Source organism: Hymenobacter sediminicola, assembly GCF_014250515.1.
GTDB lineage: Bacteria > Bacteroidota > Bacteroidia > Cytophagales > Hymenobacteraceae > Hymenobacter > Hymenobacter sediminicola.
Window position 1 is genome coordinate 3,413,567 of the sequence record NZ_CP060202.1, and the last position, 21,099, is coordinate 3,434,665.

Sequence of the window (21,099 nt, forward strand, 5' to 3'; positions counted from 1 at the left end):
TTTGCTACTCATCTGCTGGCCGCAGTGCCGGCCCCTGCCCTTCTCTGATAAGACTATGATACAGCGCCTGTTTCTACTTTTCTGGCTGCTTACGGGTGGAGCCGTCTACGCGCAGAATACGCTGCGCACGGTAGCGCCTCCCGCCGCTACTGCTCCACCGCTCACCCTCCCGCAGGCCCTCCAGACCGGCCTCGGACAAAGCCTCTTTCTGCAGAATGCTACGCTGGAAGTGGAACGCCAGCGCGCCCTCAGCCGCACCGGCTACGACTTGCCCCGTACGGTGGTCGACTACCAATACGGTCAGATTTCGGGCTCCTTAGCCGACCAGAGCCTGAACGTAGTGCAGCAGACTGCCTTCCCAACTCTCTACGGTGCCCAGCGCAAACTGCTGGAGGGCCAAACCGCCACGGCCGAGCAGCGCGTACGGCTACAGCGCCGTGAGTTGACCCGTGCTATCCGAACCAGCTATTTTGAGTTGCTACTGCTACAGCGGCGCGCCGCCTTGCTCCGCCGCCAAGACAGCCTCTACCGCCGCGCTGCGCGTGCCGCCGAGGTGCGCTACCGCACCGGCGAAACCAATCGGCTGGAACAGGTTTCAGCGGCGGCCCGGTCGCAGGAGTTGCACAACCGTTTGCTCACGGTGCTTACCGAAGTGCAGGTGCGCCAGCAGCAACTGGGCCTGCTGCTGGGCACCTCCGGCTCAGTTCATGTTGATACCACCGCCAGCCTGCTGGCTTCGCTCACGCCAGCCGACACGGCTGGTATTTCGCCGGAAACCAATCCAACGCTTAGTGTATTGCAGCAGGAAGTGGCAGTAAGTGAGCAACAGACGCGGGTAGAGCAACTGCGCCGCCTTCCCGATCTGCGAGTGGGCTATTTTAATCAGACCATCAACAAGGAGCGCGGCTTTCAGGTGGCGCAGGCCGGTGTGGCGCTGCCGCTGCTGGGCGGCGCGCAACGCGGACGGATTCAGGCGGCAAAAGTGGCGGAACAGGCGGCTACTGCTCAACTCAGCTATGCCAACCTGCAGCTAAATAGCCAGTTTAGTGGCCTGCGTCAGCAACTGACCCGGGCCCGCGCTTCTCTGAACTACTACCAGCAGACGGCACTGCCGCAGGCCCGGCTCATCCTCGATGCAGCTAACAAAAGCTTCCGGGCTGGCGACATCGACTACGTGGAATTTGTGGTGAACACTCAGCCTGCCTGGGACCTGCAGACGGCTTACCTCGACCAGATAACCCAGTACAATGCGCTTGTCATTTCGCTGCAAGCATTGGCCGGCACCGACAACTAGTTCGTATTTTCTCCCTCAACGATGTATATTCTTCGCTTTCTTTTCCCTGGTTTGGTGTTGTTGGCTAGCTGTCAGCCCCAGTCGGACGTGCCGGCTGAAACCACCGCTACACCAGCTAAGCCAGCCAATGCGGATGAAATCAGTCTTTCGACGGAGCAGGTGCGGGCGGCAGGCATCAGCATTGGTGGGTTTGCGTGGCGCAATATGACCACCGCCGTGCAGGCCAACGGCACTATTGACGTACCACCTCAGAACCGGGTAGACATTAGCGCGGTGATGGGCGGCTACGTGCAGGCCGTGCAGATACTGCCGGGCCAACGGGTGCCCAAGGGCGCTACCGTGGCCATTCTTCGCCACCCCGACTACCTTAAGCTGCAGCAGGAATACTTGCAGAGCCGGGCGCGCGTGGCATTTCTGCGGCAGGAGCTGGAGCGCCAGCAAACCCTCGATGCCGAAGACGTAGGTGCTAAGCGCAAGCTGCAGCAGGCCCAGGCCGACTATGCCACTGAGCAGGCCGCGCAACGCTCGTTGGCGGCGCAAGTCCAGATGCTGGGACTATCAGTGTCGAAACTCAATACGGGTACTATCTCCCCTACCGTAGCCCTGAAAACCCCACTGGGTGGCTACGTGACGGCTGTAAACATGAATCCGGGCCAGTATGTGACCCCACAAGACGTACTGGTAGAAATCCTGGACCGCTCTGACCTGCATCTGGAGCTGAAAGTGTTTGAGCGGGATATTGCCCGCGTAAAAGTGGGCCAGCGCATCCTGTTCACCATCCCCAACCGCCAGACCGGCGAGGAAATGGTGGCGCGCGTATTCCTAGTGGGCCGGGCATTTAGCCCCGAGGCGCGCACCGTGAGTGTACATGCCCATCTGGAGCCCAACCGCGAAGACCTGATTCCTGGCCAGTATGTGCGCGGCAGCATCCAAACGGAAGGTTCCCGCCAGCGTACCCTGCCCGAAGATGCTATTATTCAGGCCGGCGACATCAGCTATGTTTTTGCCCAGACCAGTACCGCTGGCCAGCCTGCTTTCCACCGCTACAAAGTAAAAACTGGTCCTTCCGAAGATGGCACAGTGGCTGTCACGCTCCTAGAACCCGTGCCAGATACAGTACGAATGGTGCAGCATGGCGCCTATTTTCTGCAGGCCGAACTAACCAAAGGCTCCAGTGAAGAAGAATAGACCCACCTAATGACCACAAAAAAGGGCGGTGAGACTTAGTCTCACCGCCCTTTTTTGTGGTTGCAACCTGCTCAGCAGATGGCTATTCCAGCACTACCTTGCGGGCAATCAGGATGTCACCGACCTGCACGCGCAGGGTGTAGATGCCTTTGGCCAGATTCTTAACCGATAGCGGCTGCTCTACTGTGCCGCCACGCAGGCTCACCTGCTGCGTTAGCACCGTCTGGCCGAGGCCGTTGAGCAGCGTGGCATGAGCCGTGGAGGTAGTAGCACCAGCAATGTGCAACGTGAGCTGGCCAGTTGAGCTAGGGTTCGGGAACACCGACACGTCGCCGGTTGGCAATTCGCCTTTCACTGCCAGCGCGCCTTGGCCTGCCTGCAACGTAAATGGCCCCTGCGTATCGCTGGAGCCGAAGCCCGAGACTGACACATAATAGGTAGCACCAGCCGTAAGTCCGGTAACGACAAGCGTTCCGGCAGCTGTGTTAGGACCAGCACTGCCCTTGCAAGTAACCTGCGTGAAAGGCCCGTTGCAGGTAGCAGCCGAGAACAGGCGCACCTGGCCAGCCGGGCCGCCGGCCGCTACAATAGTGAGGGCAGTAGAGCCGCTAGCAGGCATTTGCACCCGGAACCAAACATCTTTGGGATTGGCAGCAGTTGTGCAGCCAGGGTTCGAATAACCGTTGGGCAGCGTTGCGGAAGCGCCCAGGTTAGTAGAGGAAGTAGTTTGGAAAGCGCCACCGGTACCCAGCGTCAGAGTAGTGGCGTTGCAGGGCTCATCATTGACGGAGGGTGGCAACAGGGTCGTGAACGTTGCGGATATCGGAGCCGAGCTCTGTCCGCCGCTGCAGTTGCTTACCACAGACACCCGGTATTGCATCAAGCCTTGCAGGCCGGTCAGCTGCAACGGTGAGCCGGCACCAGTTACAGTCACAGGAGTTCCTGTGGTAGGTGTGGCAACAGCCGTGTAGCTGGTCACGCCTGTTACACCCGTAAACGTGACAGAAGCTGTGCTGCTGGTAACGTTGTCTACTATCAGGTTACTGATGCGGGTGCAGTTGGTGGCCTGAAACGCGTACACCTGGCCCGTAGCCGGAGCCGTGGCCAACGACGTAGTTTCTAGCGTGGAGCTGGCCGTGGGTGAAGCGCTGGTATTGTTCAATGACAAGAATGAGATAGGGCTGCCTGCTCCCGACAAGCCAATGGAGGCAGAAGCCGAGTTAGGCGTGCCACTCTCCCGACGATACACAAACTCCACACGGTTGGTGGTTTCGTAGAGCTTCACCTGAAACGAGACGACCGGCGCAGTGGCACTGTAGTTCCATTCCCAGTTCAGCCACTCGAAGGTGAACACGCGGTTCGGGGCCGTGCCCGTCGTCTGGTACTTAGCGGCACTACCGGTTCCTTCACCGGCCAGGTCGTCCCAGAGGGGCGCTACCAGCGGGCGGATAGCGGCAGCAGCGGCGTCCAGGTCGTTGGTCAGGCTGCTGGAGGCGGCACTGTTGAACGAGAGAAAGCCGTTGGAGCTGGCGTACACGTTGGTGTAGGGCACACCATCGAAGGCGAACGAAAAGCCGATGGGAATAGCGCCCGATATGGCATCGTCGTCCTGCACCGCTGTTGCTACCGTAGCTGTAGCTGGCAGCGGAGTGAACGTGCCTTGGGAAGCTGAAAATATGTAGGTATCTACCTGCGCCTGTGCCGTACTGACAGCGCAACTCATTCCGGCCACAATGGCTAAGGCGGTATGCCAGACGCGACGTGCTAACTGTAAACGTTTAAGCATGTGAAATTGGGTTGAGGAGGAAAAAAGGAATACTTTCCGGCTGAGCGCTTCACGCAACTGGCGAAGCCTGGTGTGGCAGCCAGCTGGAAAGATAAGCGTAGCCAGCGGCAATACAAGTCTCCCTCGTCATTTCCCTACAGCTTTCGGCCTAATCCATACCCCTGATTGTCAAATACATGCTTCCACTGCACACCCATTGATAGCGCATACACAGGAAACAAAAAAGCCCCGCCGGATAGGCAGGGCTTTTCAGTTGATGACAACCTCATCTCGCAGAGGAGGAGGGATTCGAACCCCCGGAGGTTTAACCCTCAACGGTTTTCAAGACCGCCGCAATCGACCACTCTGCCACTCCTCTGAGTGTATAAGGGCGCTATGCGGTTATCATCAAAAGAGCTTCCACGCTTTGGAAACTGTGGCAGAGAGGGGGGGATTCGAACCCCCGATACCCTTGCAGGTATAACGGATTTCGAATCCGTCGCATTCGACCACTCTGCCACCTCTCTAGGGTCCAAACTGAGTGGTTTGGGACGACAAAAGTAGCAGCACGCGCCACTTGCCGCAACTTTTACTTCTACATTTTTCCCGGCGCGACTGTCTTTTACGGTTTATAGCTCTCTGTGAGCTGATTATCAGCAGTTAAATTTTTGCTTCCCGACTGCGCAAACGGTTGAGCAGCCGCACGCCCGAAGGACCATTGCGCAGCCGGCCCGTCACGGCATCAATGCTCACATTGATTTCAAAGCCCAGAATCAAGGTCATGCATACGAAATCCAGCCACACCATAAAGCCCACCAGCGTACCAACGGAACCATAGAAGTGGTTGTAGGAGTCGAAGATCTTGACGTAGAGAATGAATAGGAACGACACCAGAAAAATCAGGAGCGTGGCCACCACCGCCCCTGCCGACAGAAACGGCCATTTGTCGTGCACTGGCGGCACGTAGTAATACACGAGGCAGGTGGTAAGCAGAAACAGCCCCACTACCGAGCCGTATTTGATGATGGTAATTAGTTCCGAAGTAAAGGTTTCAGGTACGATTTCGTGGTAGACCAGCGCATCGATGATGTAAGTGCCAAAGAAAATGCCCGCTACCGATACCAGCAACACCGACGACAGCACCACCGTCAGGAGCGTGGCAATGACCCGTTTGCGCACGTAAGTCCGCTTCTTGAACGAAGGATATTTCTTCTCAAATGCATCGAGCAGGGCCATGATACCGTTGGAGCTGAGCACCATAGCGGTAGCAAAACCGAACGAGAGGAGTCCGCCGTGCGGAATGTTCACGATATCCTCGATGGTGCCCGAAATGGCCAGGTACATTTCCCGCGGAATCAAGTCCGACAGAAACTGTAGAATGTCCAGATTCAGGTTAGGAATCGGGATATAGGGAATGAGCGTGAACAGGAAGATGATGGTGGGAAAGATGGCAATGGTGAGGTTGAACGCCATGTAGGAGGCGCGCTTCGCAATACCATCCAGCCGAATTTCCTGTAGCAGCCGGTCCACCACATCATACACTGAGGCCTGCCCGTGCGCAAACCGCAGCCGCTTCAGGAACACAATGGCCTTGCGGTAGCTGCGGCGGCGGCGTACGTCGGGCAAATGGTAGCGGCGGGTGGGAAAGCGCATGCAACGGATGGGTGAATTGTGTAGTGGATAAGCGGTTGGTGGTTCTGGATTACGAGTCAGAACTACCAACCATTCAACAATGCAGCCATTAAGCCATTCAAACTACTTCTTCAGAAATGCGGCCGGCGCCGGCGCATCTACGGGCGTTTTGGGCGGCGTAAGCGGGCCGCCGGTTTCGTCGTCGGAGAAGTAGCCAGCCAGTTTTTCCTGAATGTGTACCGGAATGGGCACAGGCCGGCCAGTTGCCATGCTCACGAACACCATTAACGTGTGGCCCTCGGTGAGCAGTTCCTGCGCCTCATTATAGATTTCGTACTCAAACAGTACCCGCGAGCCTTCGGCGGGCTGCCGGAGTAGCAGGCGCACCGTGAGCAGGTCGTCGTAGCGGGCAGGACGGCGGAAGCGGGTTCGGATTTCACCTACCGGCATACCCACTCCTTCGGCTTCCAGGTCTTTATAGCTGATGCCCAACTGCCGGAACGCTTCGGTGCGGCACACTTCAAAGTACGCCGCGTAGTTGCCGTGGTACACGTAGCCCATCTGGTCGGTTTCGGCGTAGCGGACCCGGATTTTGGTATCGGATTGGTACATGGCTACTCTTCAGGTTCTGATTGCAAGTCGTACAATTTTGGCAGATCAAGTAGATAATGACCATGCACCTTTATTGACTTCAAGTTTATTATAACCACCAAAAACACATTGATGTCATCTGTCGAAACTAGCACATGCAAAAACCTGTCTTTGGGGTCTTGATATACATGCCGCACTATCCCATCTGTGAGTTGATAGCCTTCTAAATCATCTGACGCTACCGACTCAACATAAGGCCAGATATCGAGTATTGGCTCAGCCGTTGCCGTTACGTCAAGCATCGGTGCTTGGAATGTAGCTTGATACTGCTCGTGACTTAACTTATTTGTCTCCACGAAATCCGTAATTAAGAACTGTCAAATCATTTCATGATGCCGGCCCGGCTCAATGCGGCTTGGTAGCGGCGGGCATTTACGAGGTGCTCCTGCTCGTTGCGGGCAAAGGCGTGGTAGCCGCTGAAATCCTCCTTGGCGCAGAAGTACAGGTAGTCGTGGCTTTCGGGATTCAGCACGGCATCAATGCTGGCAATGCTGGGCAGGTTGATGGGGCCGGGCGGCAGGCCTTTGTACTTGTAGGTGTTGTAGGGCGAGTCTTTGGTGAGGTGCACGTTGAGCACCCGCTTGATGGTGAAATCCTTGTTGGCATACACCACGGTGGGGTCGGCCTGGAGCTTCATGCCGCGCCGGAGGCGGTTGAGGTACACGCCCGCCACGCGCGGCCGCTCATCGGCGTGCTGCTGCTGCTCGGCTTCCACAATGCTGGCCAGCGTGCTCACCTCGGCGCGGCTCAGGTTCAGCTGCTTGCGCTTGGCGTCGCGGGCCGGGGTCCAGAACTTCTCGTATTCCTTCTTCATGCGCTGCATGAGGTTGTCGGCGGACGTGTTCCAGGCCAGCTCGTAGGTGTTCGGGATGAACATGGTCAGCACGCTCGTCGTGTCGAAGCCCAGGCTTTTGGTATAGCCAGGGCTACTGAGCAGTGAGTCGAACTGGCCGGGGCGGGCGTCGATGGTGGTGGCAAGTTTGCGGGCCAGGTCTTCGCGTAGCCGTATGTTCTGGAACGTGAGCATCAGAGGCAGCTTATTGCTACCGGTGCGCAGGTCGTTGATGAGCTGGCGGTTGGTGTAGCCCTCTTTCAGTTCGTAGCGGCCGGGTTTCACCAGCTTGTCATACTTCATCAGCTTAGCTACAAAGCGCAAACTAAGCTTATCGACGATGACACCGGTGGCCTCAATGGAGTCCAGCACGGCTTTGGCCGTTTCACCGCGGCGCACTACCACGTAGGTAGGCTTGCCTTTGGTTTCCACGTTCGGCGTGAAAAATACCTGGTAGAAGTAGTAGGAGAACGTAATAAGCAGCAGCCCAGAAATGCCAGTGATGTAGGCGAAACGGTTGCGGCGCTTCAGCGCTTTGGCTTTGTAATCGATGCGGGTCTTGGCCATCGGAGGAGAAGGTGGTCAGGTTACCGGAATATGAAGTTCCGGCGGGCAAATTGGCGGACGAAACCGTTTGGAGTAGCTTTGTCCGTCAAAAGTACGCGGAATCCGGCAGTGGCAGGATTTCGGAGGCCGAGGTTTTGGGTTTGCGGGTGCCGCCACCGCTTTGCGGCAGCTCCACTGCTTTTTCATCAACCTTTCCCGGCGGTTTGCGTCCTTACCCTGATTGCTGTTTCAATTTCATTACCCCTTACTCCTTTCACGCATGCAACACTCCTACACTTCCCGGTGGCGGCGGCTGGCTCTGGTAGCCACACTGGGTCTTTTCGGCACGGCCGCCCACGCGCAGCTAGCCACGTATTCATTCACCGGAGCTGCTGGCAGCGAGCCTACCGTGGCCGTTGACGCCCAGCCCATCAATGCCACGTTTGGTCCTATGTCGCGCGGTGCAGGCGTTACGCCTTCTGCCGGAGCCAATACTTTTTCGGCTATCGACTGGACCACAGGCACCACGCCGGACGCTACCGACTATTTTTCGTTTTCGGTGCAGCCGGCTACCGGCTTCCAGATGCGCCTCGACAGCATTTTGCTGGATGAGCGCCGCTCGGGCACCGGCATCCGGGATTGGGTAGTACGCTCCAGCGCCGACAACTTCACGGCCAACCTGATTACGGTGAACGTTCCGGATGATACGGACACGCGCACGAACAAGAAAATTGTGCTGCCGGCCATTTTCGCTTCTCTTTTGACGCCGGTAGAATTCCGCATCTATGGCTACAACGCGGAAGCCACAACGGGCTCCTGGCGTGTCGACAACGTGAAGACCTACGGCCTGATTAGCCAGACGGGCGGTACCACAACGCCGGTGGCTTCATTCGCGGCGGCTTCGGCTACGGTGAATGAAAACGCAGGCACCATCCAAGTGCCGGTGCGCTTGAGCGCCGTTAGCGCACAGGCCGTCACGGTAGAGGTAGCCATTGCTACTCCTGCTGGCACTGCTACCTCCCCTGCCGACTACACCTACACCACCCAGACCGTAACGTTCCCGGCCAATACCACGGCCCCGCAGAACGTGAACGTAACTATTGTGGATGACGCTGTTGCTGAAGCTAGCGAAACCATCATTCTGAAGTTGCAGAACCCACTTCCTGCTGGTTCGGCCACAGTTGACGCCGGTACCTATACCATTACCATCACCGACAACGACACCCCTACTGGCCCTACCGTTTCGACGGTAGCAGCCCTGACGGTGAATGACGCAGCCGGTGTGCCCACGCAAAACACCCAAACGGTTTCGGCACGTGGCACGGTGTATGGTACCAACCAGCGCACAGCTGGCTACCAGTTCACCCTGATTGACAATACCGGCGGCATCGGCCTGTTTGCTTCGGCCAACATTGGCACGACTGTTCTGGCAGAAGGTGACTCGGTGCTGGTGACCGGCACGCTGGGCCAGTTCAACGGCCTGAGCCAGATTACCATGACCAGCATCACATCGTTGGGCCGGGCCCGCCGCACCTACCTGCCCCGCGCTGTGGTGGCTGCTCTCTCGGAAAATGACGAATCGGAGCTGATTGCAATTGCCACGCCCGTAACGCTGGTAACCCCAACCCAGTGGACCGGCGCTGCTACTGCCTACAACGTAGATGTGCAGACGGCTACCGGTACGGTATACCAGATGCGGATTCCTGCCAACTCGGACTTCGCCGGCAAACCTGCCCCTACTACTCCGTTTCTGCTCACCGGTATCGGCAGCCAGTTCGATGCCACCACGCCTTTCACGGAAGGCTACCAGATTATCCCGCGCCGCTACTCCGACCTGTCGTTTGTACAGCGCGCTGCTGAGCCAACTTTCGCCAAGGCGGTTGCCCTCTATCCTAACCCAGTAGCCAACCAGCTCACCCTCCGTGTTGATGGTGCTGGCCGTGGTGCCCAGGTAGAAATCATGAATGCCTTGGGCCAGGTAGTAAGCCGCACCGTGGCTACCACCGAGCTGACGAGCCTGAATGTGGCCTCGCTTAAAGCCGGTGTCTATGCCGTGCGCCTCACTACGGCCGAAGGCAGCGCAACCCGCCGCTTCGTGAAGCAATAGTCAGCTCTTACCCAGCTTCACGCCTGCAAAGAGGCCCCGGCACAGTGCCGGGGCCTCTTTTTGCGTTATCCAAATAGCTTTCCTCGCGCCCCGGAACTCGTTTCCCGCGCCCTAGAAGTCGTTCCCCATGCTGTGGAAGTTGTTCCCCATGATCTGGGAGTCGTTCCCCGCGCCCCGGAAGTCAATTCCCATGCCCCGGAGGCGTTTCCCGCGACCCGGAACTCGTTTCCCGCGGTCTGGAAACCATTTCCCGCCTGCCGGAAGTCGTTGCCGTGGGGAGGAAACGTAACCCGGCAGGCAAAAACAACGAACAGGTGGCTGGCAGTTGTCTGTTACAACGGCTACCTTGCCCCGCTGCGGCGCTGCTCAAGCGCCGTTTGCTGTATCTCCACCTAACCCCCTGTTTTGCTATGGCCGCTACGCTGCTCCGCATTCACCCCGATAATCCGCCCCAGAACCGCATTCAGCAAGTTGTAGATGTGTTGCGTCGGGGCGGTATCATCATTTATCCTACGGACACGGTGTATGGCATCGGCTGCGACATTCACAACGCTAAAGCGGTGGACAAGCTGTGTCGAATCAAAGGACTCAATCCGGACAAGGCGCTTCTGAGCTTTATCTGCTCCGATCTGTCACACATTTCTGATTACGCACACGGCATCACTACCCCTACGTACAAGGTGATAAAGCGCGCCCTGCCAGGTCCATTCACCTTCATTTTTGAGGCCAGCTCCAAGGCTCCGCGCCAGGGAGGCCGTCAGCGCAAAACGGTTGGTATCCGAGTGCCCGACAGCCCCATCATTATTCAGCTGGTGAAAGAACTCGGCAACCCCATCGTCAGCACGTCAGTGCGCGAGGATGAAAACACGCTCGACGAATACGTAACGGACCCAGACCTGATTTTTGAGAAGTACCGCTCGTTGGTGGATATCGTCATCGACGGCGGCTTCGGCAACAACGTTCCCAGCACCATCATCGACTGCACCAACGACGACTTTGAGTTGGTACGCCAGGGTGCCGGCGACATTGAGCAATATCTGTAACAGGCTACACAGAAAACTGAAGCGGCTGCTTCCGCATGGCACCACGGGTACCATGCGGAAGCAGCCGCTTCAGTTTGTATACGGCAGAAGTCAGCCGGTTTCTCTAGGCCGCCTAGCTGTAGTTTATACTTCTTAACTCTGGGTTAGCTGACTGGCTCACTGACCGGCCGTTTGTGCTTCCAGCGGCGGTGGGTCCAGAGGTAGTCGGCAGGGAAGGCGTGCATGTCGTGCTCCAGTTGGCGCACAAACGCTTCGGTAATAGGGAATTCGTTGGCAGGCAGTGGGGCGTCGCCATCGTAGAGCTCAGTCAGGATAATCTGGTAGTAGCCGCGGCGCAGCCGGCGGATGCTCACGTACACTACGGGGCAGTGGAACCGAGTAGCCAGCCGGTCGGCGCTGGTATAGAAGCCGGATTCCTGGTTCATGAACTGCGTCCAGTATGGTCGGTCTTCGGGGCCTGCGGCCTGGTCAGAGAGCAGGCTTACTACTCGGATTTCGCCCCGGCGCTGCAGCATGTCGCGCAGGGTATCGCGCATCGGTATCAGGCCAGCGCCGGTGCGGGTGCGGAGCTGGTGCATGAAGCTCTCGAAAAACGGGTTGCTCAACGGCTTATATACCCCATCCGCATGCGCCGACAGCCACACGGCCCCGGAAGTCAGCACCCACTCCCAGTTGCCAGCGTGCGACGACAGGCCCAGCACTGTGCGTCCTTGCGCAAAATGACGTTCCATCACCTCGGGGTTGCTGAACCACACGCGGCGCTTCAGTTCTTCAGCGGGCATCACCGCTAGCTTCAGCGTCTCCACCATCACTTGCGCGAAGTGCCTGTAGAACGCCTTCTGAATCCGCAGAATCTCGGCCTCAGGCTTCTCCGGGAACGAATTGCGCAAGTTCTGCAACACTACCTTCTGCCGGTAGCGTAGCACATAAGCTAGCAGGAAGTAAATGACTTCAGCCAGCCCATAAAGCACTGGCAGCGGCAGGTGAGCCAAGCCGCGCAGCAGCCAGTTGAGCGGACGGTAATACCAGGGATACGGCTTAATCATGCCGCAAAGTTAACGGGCTGGACCCGCTCCGGCCGGAGCGTAGTCATCCGCATCCCGGTGCAGCGTTGCTGTCTGCGAGGCAAGCAGCTGTTTTTTAGCGTTTCGCACTTCCACAGTCAGCATATAGGTGCCAGTAAGTACTTTGCTCAGGTTCAACTCGCCGGTCAGTACAGTAGGGCGTCCCTCGGCGCCGGTTACAGTGCTTTGCCCAGTGGCCATTGTTTTCGCGCCCATTCCTTTCGGCAGATTGATTTCTTTCAGCCGGTAAGAAACCTGTAGCGGCTGCCCTACGGCAGCATTGTACAGTTCCCCATAGAAGAACATCTTCTCCTGCCCACGAGCATAGAGGGCACCTGGAGCGCGGGTGAGGCTGAAACCAGAGCGGCTAAAGTTGCTGGCCTCAGCTCCACGTGCAGCCGGTTTAGCCAGTAGCACCAAGTCGCTCAAGGTTGGCTTGGCTTCTGTCGATTTCAGTACCAGTGGCATTTCTATGAGGCTTTGCTGGCCCTTGCGGTACTGATCCTGCACCAACGCGCGTAAAGAGTATTCTCCATCGGGCAGGATAATGCGTTTCTGGAAGCTGAGCGGATTTTTGATGGCAGCCGTGGTGTCGCTGAGTACAGGGGGTTTGAGCGTAACCGTTTCCTGGTAGGCAGCCTGCCCGTTGGGACGCACAATTTCCAGTGTCAGCACGGCAGCGGCCTGGTACATTTTGGGCGCCCGGCGCATATAGCGCAGCCATTTTCCCGACACAGTGGCATACAATTCCACTACGTTGCCCTTTACACTTCCATCTTCGTTGCGGAAACGAGCTACATCAAGCTGCAGTGTAGGCTGCGGCGCGGCAGCAACCGTAAGGTGCAGCAGAAGCAACAAAAGAAAAACAGGAAGTGTACGCATGCAGAAGTATCAGGCGGTAAAGGTAGATGGAGACTGTAAAAAGTCTAACGCTCCGTAAACGGCTGGCCGTTCCCATTGTAATACATGGTGCGCTACCAAAACCGCCCTATTTTGAACCAGTTGCTTCCCGTTTCTGGAAACCGAGCGTGGTCAGCAAGCAAATCTGCTCAGCATACTGGCCTGTTTCCAAAGCAGAGTTGCGTAACCATTCCTGTTTGCTGTTGCCGGTTTCTGCGGTCAGTGCGTTATGTTGGCAGTCACATCCGATTAAGTCCTGCTCCTCCCCTGTCTATGTCCGCCGTCCTTTTCGAGTCGCAGTACAACCCACCCATTGCGTTTTTTGGCCAATTGATAGGAGCCGATGCGCTATGGCTGGAAACGCAGGAGCACTACCGCAAGCAAACCTACCGCAACCGCTGCCTGATCCTGACGGCCCAAGGCGTGAAGCCGCTCACCGTGCCTGTAGTGGATGGCAACCGCAGTGAAAAAGTAAAAACCTCAGAGCTGGAAATCGACTACCGCCAGAACTGGGTGCACACACACTGGCGCAGCATCCAAACCGCGTATGGTGGCACTCCGTACTTTGAATACTACGCTGACTACCTCCACGACATTTACGTACAGAAACCTCGGCTTCTGTTCGAGCTGAATCTGGCGCTGCTGCAGTTCTATATGCGCTGCCTGCGTCTGCGTACTCCCATCCATTTCACCACCGAGTACCACGCTCCTTCCCCAACTCCAACCCTCGGTTCTGACCTACTTGACCGGCGCGACTGGCTGACACCAAAGGCCCCCGACGCAGTCGGACCTGACAGTACGTCTGCCTTGCCCTATGCGCAGACGTTTGGTAAAGATTTTGCACCGGGGCTCAGCATCTTAGACCTGCTTTTTATGCAGGGCCCGGCCGCCGGCAACTTTCTCGCGTAGTGCCTAGTGCCGGCTCCGAACCTTCGCCCGACCCAATCTGTTTCAGATTATATCGGCCCAACCCGCTGCTGAGGCCTTCAGCCTGTTTGCGGGGTACCGTTTTTCTTCACTACCTTATCTGCATGGAAGCTAAATTCTCAAATCGAGTCAAGGAGGTCATCTCCCTGAGCCGGGAAGAGGCCATCCGGCTCGGGCACGACTATATCGGCACCGAACACCTGTTGTTGGGCATGATTCGCGAAGGGGAAGGCACGGCCATCGGTCTGCTCAAGAAATTGGGCGTATCCGTGGACGAGCTTAAATACGCCCTCGAGCAAGCCACCCGCAACACGGCCACGCAGGGCACGAGCATTACTGGCTCCATCCCGCTGACGAAACAAACCGAGAAAGTCCTCAAGATTACCTATCTCGAAGCCAAAATCTTCAAGAGCGAAATTATCGGAACGGAGCACCTGCTCCTCTCGATTCTGCGCGATGAAGACAACATTTCGTCTCAAATTCTCAGCAAATTCAACGTGAACTACGAATCTGTGCGCGATTCGCTGGACTACCACGGTAACACGGCGAACAACCCTACCAGCGGCCCCGAAGCCGACGACGACGACAATGACCGCCTCTTCGGGGGTGGTGCAGGCCGCGGCGGTGCCGGTGCCGGCGCTACACCCAAGAAGGGCACCGAAAAGTCCCGCACCCCAGTGCTAGACAACTTCGGCCGCGACCTGACCAAGCTGGCCGAGGAAGACAAACTCGACCCCATTGTGGGCCGCGAAAAGGAAATTGAGCGTGTAGCCCAAATCCTGAGCCGCCGCAAGAAGAACAACCCCATTCTCATCGGTGAGCCCGGCGTGGGCAAGACGGCCATTGCCGAAGGCCTTGCCCTGCGCATCATCCAGAAGAAGGTGTCGCGCGTGCTGTTCGGCAAACGGGTAGTCACGCTCGACCTCGCGTCGTTGGTAGCCGGCACCAAGTACCGCGGCCAGTTCGAGGAGCGCATGAAGGCCGTAATGAACGAGTTGGAAAAGTCGCCCGACGTGATTCTGTTCATCGATGAGCTCCACACGATTGTGGGTGCCGGCGGTGCTTCTGGCTCGCTGGATGCCTCCAACATGTTCAAGCCGGCTCTGGCCCGTGGCGAAATCCAATGCATTGGCGCGACTACTCTTGACGAGTACCGCCAGTACATCGAGAAAGATGGTGCCCTTGCCCGTCGTTTCCAGATGGTGATGGTGGACCCCACCACGCCTGAGGAAACCATCGAAATCCTGCACAACATCAAGGACAAGTACCAGGACCATCACCACGTAGTGTACACTGATAAGGCCATTGAGGCCTGCGTAAAGCTGTCGGACCGCTACATGTCCGACCGGTTCCTACCGGACAAGGCCATCGACATTCTTGACGAGGCCGGTGCCCGCGTGCACATCAACAACATTGTGGTTCCCGAGGATATTCTCAAGCTCGAAGAGCAGATTGAGAATATCAAGACGGAGAAAAACCGCGTGGTGAAAAGCCAGAAGTACGAGGAAGCCGCCAAGCTCCGCGACACGGAGAAGAAGCTAATTGATCAACTCGAGCAGGCCAAGAAGGACTGGGAAGAGGAGACCAAGAAGAAGCGCTACACCGTGAAGGAGGAGAACGTGGCTGAAGTTATTGCCATGATGACCGGCATTCCGGTGTCGCGCGTGGCCCAGAACGAAAGCGCCAAGCTCCTGAAAATGGGCGAGGAGTTGCAGGGTCGCGTAATCGGGCAGGACAAGGCTATCAAGCAACTGGTGAAGGCCATCCAGCGTACCCGCGTTGGCTTGAAGGACCCGAAGAAGCCTATCGGCTCATTCGTGTTCCTCGGCCCAACTGGTGTAGGTAAGACGGAGCTGGCTAAGGTGTTGGCCACCTACCTCTTCGACAAGGAGGATTCGCTCGTGCGGATTGACATGTCGGAATACATGGAGAAGTTCAGCGTATCGCGCCTCGTGGGCGCGCCTCCCGGCTACGTGGGCTACGAAGAGGGCGGCCAGCTGACGGAGAAAATCCGCCGCAAACCGTACTCGGTTATCCTGCTCGATGAGATTGAGAAGGCTCACCCCGACGTGTACAACCTGCTCCTGCAGGTGCTCGACGACGGTATCCTGACCGACGGCCTGGGCCGCAAAGTGGACTTCCGCAACACCATCATCATCATGACCTCGAACATTGGGGCGCGTGACTTGGCTGATTTCGGCGCCGGTATCGGTTTCGGCACTAAGGCCCGCCAGGAGAACATGGACGAGCTGACGAAGGGCACCATCACCAATGCCCTGCGCAAGACCTTCTCGCCTGAGTTCCTGAACCGCTTGGATGATGTTATCGTGTTCAACTCGCTGGAGAAGTCGGATATCCACAAGATTATCGACATCAGCTTGGCCAAGCTGCTGGGCCGTATCCAGACGCTGGGCTACCGCGTAGAACTGACCGATGCCGCCAAGGACTTCGTAGCCGAGAAAGGCTACGACCCCAAATACGGCGCGCGTCCGCTGAACCGGGCCATCCAGAAGTATATCGAAGACCCGATTGCCGAGGAAATCCTGAAGGCGGAAATTGCCCAAGGTGACGTCATCACGGCCGATTATACGCCGGAAGCGGAGGAACTGACTTTCGCTGTGAGCAAGAGCGGCGAGCCACAGAACCTTGCCAGCGACGAGCGTCCAGAGGAAGCTCCAGAGCCAACGGACGACGAGCCGAAGGATACCAAGAAGAAAGGCGAGTAAGCTGCCTGACTACTAAATGAAACCGGCCGGTTCCTGTGAGGGAGCCGGCTGGTTTTGTTATTGAAGAGTTACATCCAGACTCATTTCTCGGATATTTACTGGCACGTCTGCCTCACCCCAACTGTGACACTCCAGCGTTATAGAGTTATCATAAGTGTATAGAAGAAACCCTACTTCTACGTCCTCATTCCGACCAAAAACTACAGGCTCGTGCCACGTCTTGTCTTCAAGCAACAAGTCACTTTTGGTAAACTCAATGAAGTACCCGCTTCCTGTGTACTCGTAGCCTGTAACTGAACAGGCAGCTAAGCTAGCAGGAGTAATTGCGTACTGTTTAGAGTAGTTAAGCAGATAAGCCACCACCTCCCGCTCAAATTCAACTAATGTCATTGCTGCTTATTTTACTAGCCAAGATACGCCTCCAAGTAATGCCCAGCCGCACCACAATTCTGGTGCGGCTTTTCTTTACCCGTGCGTTACCTTTGGCGCACTGATCTAAGTAGCTACATCGACTTTCCTCAAGCCCACCCCGCATGTCCGACCCGCACGCTGACGCTCAACTAAGCAAACTCGAAATTCTCGACCGCAAAAACCAGGAGGCCCTGCTCGGCGGCGGCCAGGCCCGCATTGATGCCCAGCACAAAAAAGGCAAGCTAACGGCCCGGGAGCGGATTGATTTGCTGTTCGATGAAGGCTCATTTGAGGAAATCGGCAAATTTGTGATGCACCGCTCCAAAGACTTCGGTCTGGACAAAGAGTATTATCTCGGCGACGGAGTAGTAACGGGCTACGGCACGGTAAACGGCCGGCTGGTGTACGCGTTTTCGCAGGATTTCACGGTGTTTGGCGGCTCGCTGAGCGAAACGCACGCCGAGAAAATCGTGAAAATCATGGACTTGGCCATGAAGAACGGTGCACCCGTACTCGGCCTGAACGACTCGGGCGGGGCACGGATTCAGGAAGGCGTCGTGAGCCTCGGTGGCTACGCGGATATCTTCTATAAGAATACGCTGGCCTCTGGCGTGGTGCCGCAACTGTCGGCCATTATGGGGCCGTGCGCAGGCGGCGCGGTGTATTCGCCGGCCATCACCGATTTCATCCTGATGGTGGAAGACACGAGCTATATGTTCGTGACTGGACCGAACGTGGTGAAAACCGTGACCCACGAAAACGTGACTAGCGAGGAATTGGGCGGCGCCAGTACGCACTCGGCCAAGAGCGGCGTCACGCACTTTTCGTGCGCCAACGAAGTAGCCTGCATCAACCACCTCAAGCAGCTGCTAAGCTACATGCCCCAGAACTGTGAGGAAACTGCCCCGGCAGTACCTTACGAAGCTGGACAAGACGAAAGCCGCGCGGTACTGGACACCATCATCCCTGAAAACCCGAACCAGCCTTACGACATGCGGGAGGTGATTGAAGGCATCATTGATGCCGGCTCCTTCCTGGAAGTACACCAGAACTTCGCCGAGAATATTGTGGTCGGATTTGCCCGTCTGGGTGGCCGCAGCATCGGTATCGTAGGCAATCAGCCGGCAGTGCTGGCGGGCGTGCTCGACATCAACGCGTCTACCAAAGCGGCCCGGTTCGTGCGGTTCTGCGACTCATTCAACATTCCGCTGCTGGTGCTGGAAGATGTGCCTGGCTTCCTGCCCGGCACCGACCAGGAGTGGCGCGGCATCATCACGAACGGCGCCAAGCTGCTCTACGCCTTCTGCGAAGCTACCGTGCCGCGCATCACTGTCATCACACGCAAAGCTTACGGCGGGGCGTATGACGTGATGAACAGCAAGCACATTGGGGCCGACATGAACTACGCTTGGCCTACTGCCGAAATTGCGGTAATGGGTGCAAAAGGTGCCGCCGAAATCATCTTCAAGCGCGAAATAGCCCAGGCCGAAAACCCGGAAGCTAAGCTGCAAGAGAAAGTAGACGAGTACCAGCAGAAATTTGCCACGCCGTATCGTGCCGCGCACCGGGGCTTCGTGGATGAAGTAATTCTGCCCTCGCAGACGCGCCAGAAGCTGATTCGGGCGTTCAAGATGCTCGAAAACAAAGTGGACACGCTGCCTCGTAAGAAGCACGGCAACATTCCGCTATAAGCCTCAGTTCATGAATTGGCATACCACCGGCAGTATTCTACTCGGCTTGGGTATTGTGGCCCTGGTGGTGGGGGTGCTGTTGCGGTTCCGGGTGGGGCGGTGGCTATTAGGCGTGCTGTGGCTACTCCTTACACTTGGTTCGTTGCTGAGTGGCGACCTGCATGCTCTCGATAATCCGGACGCCAATACTACTCCCCAGAAAGCCAGCCGCTATTGCCTGCTGGGTGGCAGCCTCGGCATCCTGATTGGGTTGGCGCTTCGTATGTTGGCCAGTAAGTCGATTTACTAAAATTTTTCCTCGCGTATGCGTCCAGAATCATTCGATTTTCTTCAGAAATACCTCAACAATCCTTCTCCGACTGGTTTCGAGAAAGAGGGCCAAAAGATCTGGCTAGACTATATCCGGCCGTACATCGATGAGTATTTCGTGGATACCTACGGCACGGTGGTTGGCGTTATCAATCCGGAGGCTAAGTACAAAGTTGTAATTGAGGCCCACGCTGATGAAATCAGCTACTTCGTCAACTTCATTACGGAGTCAGGCTTTCTGTATCTGCGCCGCAACGGCGGCTCCGACCCATTGGTGGCGCCCAGTAAACGCGTAAACATTCACACAGCCAAGGGCATTGTGAAGGCCGTGTTTGGCTGGCCTGCTATCCATGTGCGCAAAGTAGAGCAGGACAAAGCGCCTACCATCGAAACTGTTTTCCTCGACTGTGGCGCTTCCAGCAAGGAGGAAGTAGAGCAGATGGGCATTCACGTGGGCTCCGTCGTCACATTCGAAGACGAGTTCATGGTGATGAACGACAAGTTTTACGTAGGCCGCGCCCTCGACAACCGCGTGGGTGGTTTCATGATTGCCGAGGTGGCTCGGATGCTGAAAGAAAACGGCAAGACGCTTCCTTTCGGCTTATACATCGTGAATGCTGTGCAGGAGGAAATCGGGTTGCGCGGCGCCGAGATGGTAGCGCACCGCATCAATCCGGACGTAGCCATCATCACGGACGTGACCCACGACACTCAGTCGCCGATGTACGAGAAGAAGACTTCAGGCGACATTTTCTGCGGCAAAGGCCCCGTGATTACCTATGGCCCGGCCGTGCAGAACAACCTACGCGACCTGATCATCGAAACAGCGCAAAAGGCTGAAATTCCGTTCCAGCGGGCCGCTGCTACCCGCGCCACTGGCACCGACACCGATGCCTTTGCTTACTCCGGCGCCGGCGTGGCAGCGGCTTTGATTTCGCTGCCGCTCAAATACATGCACACCACCGTGGAAACCGTTCACAAAGACGATGTGGATAGCGTGACCAAACTTATTTACGAGACCCTGCTCCGTATCGAGGACGGGCATGACTTCCGCTACTTCAGCTAACGCTACACCTGCCCTCCTGAGTACGGCTCAGGAGGGCAGTCTTTTTTAAGGCAGATCCATGAAAATTTCCGGCTTCACCATTATTCGCAACGCCGTTATCAACGACTATCCCGTGGTGGAAGCTATCCGCTCCATCTTGCCGGTCGTGGATGAAATGGTGGTGAGTGTCGGGGATAGTGAGGATGATACGGAGGGGCTGATCCGGGCCATTGGCTCGCCCAAAATTCGCATTGTGCATTCGGTATGGGACCCGGCCCTGAAAACCAATGGCACCGTACTGGCTGTGGAAACCGACAAAGCCTTCCGCCAGATTAGCCCCGACGCCGACTGGGCTTTCTACATCCAGGCCGATGAGGTAGTGCACGAGCAATATCACGCGGCCATCCGGCAGGCGACCGAGCAGCACGTTTCTGATAAGCGTGTGGAAGGATTGTTATTCAACTACACCCACTTCTACGGCACCTACGACTATATCGGGGACAGCCGGCGCTGGTACTCCCGCGAGGTCCGCATCATCCGCAACGATGCGGATATTCATTCCTATAAGGACGCGCAGGGCTTTCGACGTAGCAACGGCGAAAAGCTGCGTGTGAAACCTGCCAATGCGGCCGTATACCATTATGGCTGGGTGAAAAACCCAGAGCAGATGATAGCCAAAATGCGTCACCTGGACCAATTCTGGAACGGCGACCAGCGGCCCGAAGACCACCCACTGGCCGCCCGTGCTGCCTTCAGCTTCGACGATTACGACTCATTGGAACGCTTCACTGGCACGCACCCAGCCGTAATGCAGGACCGCGTAGCCCGGCAGAATTGGCAGGTAGACATTGATGTGCGCAAAAAGCGTTTCGACAAGCCCAAATACCGCTTTTTGTACTGGGTAGAGAAGCTGACGGGCAGGCGGTTCTTCGAATTCCGCAACTTCCGGCTCGTGTAACGCCGAGCAA

General features: G+C 56.9%; 17 protein-coding genes and 2 tRNA genes. 10 read left to right on the plus strand and 9 right to left on the minus strand.

The annotated features are described in order from the left end of the window. Positions 1–55: 55 nt before the first annotated feature. Both H4317_RS14585 and H4317_RS14590 read left to right on the plus strand, forming a co-directional pair. Complete coding sequence (locus tag H4317_RS14585) at positions 56–1,294, plus strand: TolC family protein (protein WP_185887309.1); 1,239 nt, start codon at positions 56–58, stop codon at positions 1,292–1,294. 21 nt (positions 1,295–1,315) lie between these two features. Continuing rightward, entirely contained in the window at positions 1,316–2,482 is a 1,167-nt protein-coding gene (locus tag H4317_RS14590; RefSeq protein ID WP_185887310.1) for an efflux RND transporter periplasmic adaptor subunit, read from the plus strand. An 82-nt stretch (positions 2,483–2,564) separates the two neighbouring features. Here the strand turns inward: H4317_RS14590 and H4317_RS14595 are convergent, their stop codons facing one another. From H4317_RS14595 to mltG, 7 genes are all read right to left on the minus strand, one after another. Beyond that, positions 2,565–4,268 (minus strand): T9SS type A sorting domain-containing protein, encoded by a 1,704-nt coding sequence (locus tag H4317_RS14595; RefSeq protein ID WP_185887311.1) that lies wholly within the window; start codon positions 4,266–4,268, stop codon positions 2,565–2,567. 273 nt (positions 4,269–4,541) lie between these two features. After that, positions 4,542–4,626: transfer RNA gene (locus tag H4317_RS14600), tRNA-Ser, on the minus strand. 58 nt (positions 4,627–4,684) lie between these two features. Then, positions 4,685–4,774: transfer RNA gene (locus H4317_RS14605), tRNA-Ser, on the minus strand. Between the two features lie 133 nt (positions 4,775–4,907). After that, a complete protein-coding gene (locus H4317_RS14610) occupies positions 4,908–5,900 on the minus strand; it encodes a YihY/virulence factor BrkB family protein (RefSeq protein WP_185887312.1) in 993 nt (330 codons plus the stop codon). A gap of 102 nt (positions 5,901–6,002) precedes the next feature. Next, entirely contained in the window at positions 6,003–6,491 is a 489-nt protein-coding gene (locus H4317_RS14615) for an acyl-CoA thioesterase (protein WP_185887313.1), read from the minus strand. A gap of 2 nt (positions 6,492–6,493) precedes the next feature. After that, positions 6,494–6,772, minus strand: a complete 279-nt coding sequence (locus tag H4317_RS14620; protein ID WP_185887314.1) for a hypothetical protein — start codon at positions 6,770–6,772, stop codon at positions 6,494–6,496. Positions 6,773–6,852: 80 nt separating this feature from the next. Beyond that, positions 6,853–7,929 carry an endolytic transglycosylase MltG gene (gene mltG, locus H4317_RS14625; RefSeq protein ID WP_185887315.1) on the minus strand — a complete coding sequence of 359 codons (1,077 nt, stop codon included), beginning with the start codon at positions 7,927–7,929 and terminating at the stop codon, positions 6,853–6,855. Positions 7,930–8,188: 259 nt separating this feature from the next. On the opposite strand from mltG, the gene H4317_RS14630 reads away from it, so the two are divergent. Together H4317_RS14630 and H4317_RS14635 are read left to right on the plus strand one after the other, a co-directional pair. Continuing rightward, the gene (locus tag H4317_RS14630; protein WP_185887316.1) at positions 8,189–10,015 is read left to right on the plus strand and encodes a T9SS type A sorting domain-containing protein; all 1,827 of its coding nucleotides are present in this window, start codon (positions 8,189–8,191) and stop codon (positions 10,013–10,015) included. A gap of 410 nt (positions 10,016–10,425) precedes the next feature. Further along, the gene (locus tag H4317_RS14635; RefSeq protein ID WP_185887317.1) at positions 10,426–11,058 is read left to right on the plus strand and encodes an L-threonylcarbamoyladenylate synthase; all 633 of its coding nucleotides are present in this window, start codon (positions 10,426–10,428) and stop codon (positions 11,056–11,058) included. 143 nt (positions 11,059–11,201) lie between these two features. Here the strand turns inward: H4317_RS14635 and H4317_RS14640 are convergent, their stop codons facing one another. Both H4317_RS14640 and H4317_RS14645 read right to left on the minus strand, forming a co-directional pair. Next, positions 11,202–12,104, minus strand: a complete 903-nt coding sequence (locus H4317_RS14640; RefSeq protein ID WP_260625684.1) for a lysophospholipid acyltransferase family protein — start codon at positions 12,102–12,104, stop codon at positions 11,202–11,204. Positions 12,105–12,113: 9 nt separating this feature from the next. Then, complete coding sequence (locus H4317_RS14645) at positions 12,114–13,004, minus strand: hypothetical protein (RefSeq protein WP_185887318.1); 891 nt, start codon at positions 13,002–13,004, stop codon at positions 12,114–12,116. Between the two features lie 291 nt (positions 13,005–13,295). Here H4317_RS14645 and H4317_RS14650 point away from each other — a divergent pair, with 291 nt between their 5' ends. The 6 genes from H4317_RS14650 to H4317_RS14675 all read left to right on the plus strand — a co-directional run bounded on the left by H4317_RS14650 (position 13,296) and on the right by H4317_RS14675 (position 21,089). Continuing rightward, a complete protein-coding gene (locus H4317_RS14650) occupies positions 13,296–13,931 on the plus strand; it encodes a WbqC family protein (RefSeq protein WP_185887319.1) in 636 nt (211 codons plus the stop codon). Between the two features lie 122 nt (positions 13,932–14,053). After that, the gene (locus H4317_RS14655; RefSeq protein WP_185887320.1) at positions 14,054–16,675 is read left to right on the plus strand and encodes an ATP-dependent Clp protease ATP-binding subunit; all 2,622 of its coding nucleotides are present in this window, start codon (positions 14,054–14,056) and stop codon (positions 16,673–16,675) included. Between the two features lie 533 nt (positions 16,676–17,208). Continuing rightward, on the plus strand, positions 17,209–18,777 hold the full coding sequence (locus tag H4317_RS14660) for an acyl-CoA carboxylase subunit beta (RefSeq protein ID WP_185887321.1): 1,569 nt from the start codon (positions 17,209–17,211) through the stop codon (positions 18,775–18,777). 10 nt (positions 18,778–18,787) lie between these two features. Further along, the gene (locus H4317_RS14665) at positions 18,788–19,066 is read left to right on the plus strand and encodes a hypothetical protein (RefSeq protein ID WP_185887322.1); all 279 of its coding nucleotides are present in this window, start codon (positions 18,788–18,790) and stop codon (positions 19,064–19,066) included. 15 nt (positions 19,067–19,081) lie between these two features. Next, a complete protein-coding gene (locus H4317_RS14670) occupies positions 19,082–20,152 on the plus strand; it encodes a M42 family metallopeptidase (protein ID WP_185887323.1) in 1,071 nt (356 codons plus the stop codon). Positions 20,153–20,210: 58 nt separating this feature from the next. Further along, positions 20,211–21,089, plus strand: coding sequence for a glycosyltransferase family protein (locus H4317_RS14675; protein ID WP_185887324.1), 879 nt, complete (start codon positions 20,211–20,213; stop codon positions 21,087–21,089). Positions 21,090–21,099: the final 10 nt, after the last annotated feature.

Bases quoted from the DNA above. Each gene is read 5' to 3' on its own strand.
- H4317_RS14640 (WP_260625684.1), bottom strand. From the start codon at position 12,104: ATGATTAAGCCGTATCCCTGGTATTACCGTCCGCTCAACTGGCTGCTG.
- H4317_RS14595 (WP_185887311.1), bottom strand. From the start codon at position 4,268: ATGCTTAAACGTTTACAGTTAGCACGTCGCGTCTGGCATACCGCCTTA.
- H4317_RS14635 (WP_185887317.1), top strand. From the start codon at position 10,426: ATGGCCGCTACGCTGCTCCGCATTCACCCCGATAATCCGCCCCAGAAC.
- mltG (WP_185887315.1), bottom strand. From the start codon at position 7,929: ATGGCCAAGACCCGCATCGATTACAAAGCCAAAGCGCTGAAGCGCCGC.
- H4317_RS14620 (WP_185887314.1), bottom strand. From the start codon at position 6,772: ATGCTTGACGTAACGGCAACGGCTGAGCCAATACTCGATATCTGGCCT.
- H4317_RS14610 (WP_185887312.1), bottom strand. From the start codon at position 5,900: ATGCGCTTTCCCACCCGCCGCTACCATTTGCCCGACGTACGCCGCCGC.
- H4317_RS14665 (WP_185887322.1), top strand. From the start codon at position 18,788: ATGAATTGGCATACCACCGGCAGTATTCTACTCGGCTTGGGTATTGTG.
- H4317_RS14650 (WP_185887319.1), top strand. From the start codon at position 13,296: ATGTCCGCCGTCCTTTTCGAGTCGCAGTACAACCCACCCATTGCGTTT.
- H4317_RS14585 (WP_185887309.1), top strand. From the start codon at position 56: ATGATACAGCGCCTGTTTCTACTTTTCTGGCTGCTTACGGGTGGAGCC.
- H4317_RS14645 (WP_185887318.1), bottom strand. From the start codon at position 13,004: ATGCGTACACTTCCTGTTTTTCTTTTGTTGCTTCTGCTGCACCTTACG.
- H4317_RS14660 (WP_185887321.1), top strand. From the start codon at position 17,209: ATGTCCGACCCGCACGCTGACGCTCAACTAAGCAAACTCGAAATTCTC.
- H4317_RS14675 (WP_185887324.1), top strand. From the start codon at position 20,211: ATGAAAATTTCCGGCTTCACCATTATTCGCAACGCCGTTATCAACGAC.
- H4317_RS14615 (WP_185887313.1), bottom strand. From the start codon at position 6,491: ATGTACCAATCCGATACCAAAATCCGGGTCCGCTACGCCGAAACCGAC.
- H4317_RS14655 (WP_185887320.1), top strand. From the start codon at position 14,054: ATGGAAGCTAAATTCTCAAATCGAGTCAAGGAGGTCATCTCCCTGAGC.
- H4317_RS14630 (WP_185887316.1), top strand. From the start codon at position 8,189: ATGCAACACTCCTACACTTCCCGGTGGCGGCGGCTGGCTCTGGTAGCC.
- H4317_RS14670 (WP_185887323.1), top strand. From the start codon at position 19,082: ATGCGTCCAGAATCATTCGATTTTCTTCAGAAATACCTCAACAATCCT.
- H4317_RS14590 (WP_185887310.1), top strand. From the start codon at position 1,316: ATGTATATTCTTCGCTTTCTTTTCCCTGGTTTGGTGTTGTTGGCTAGC.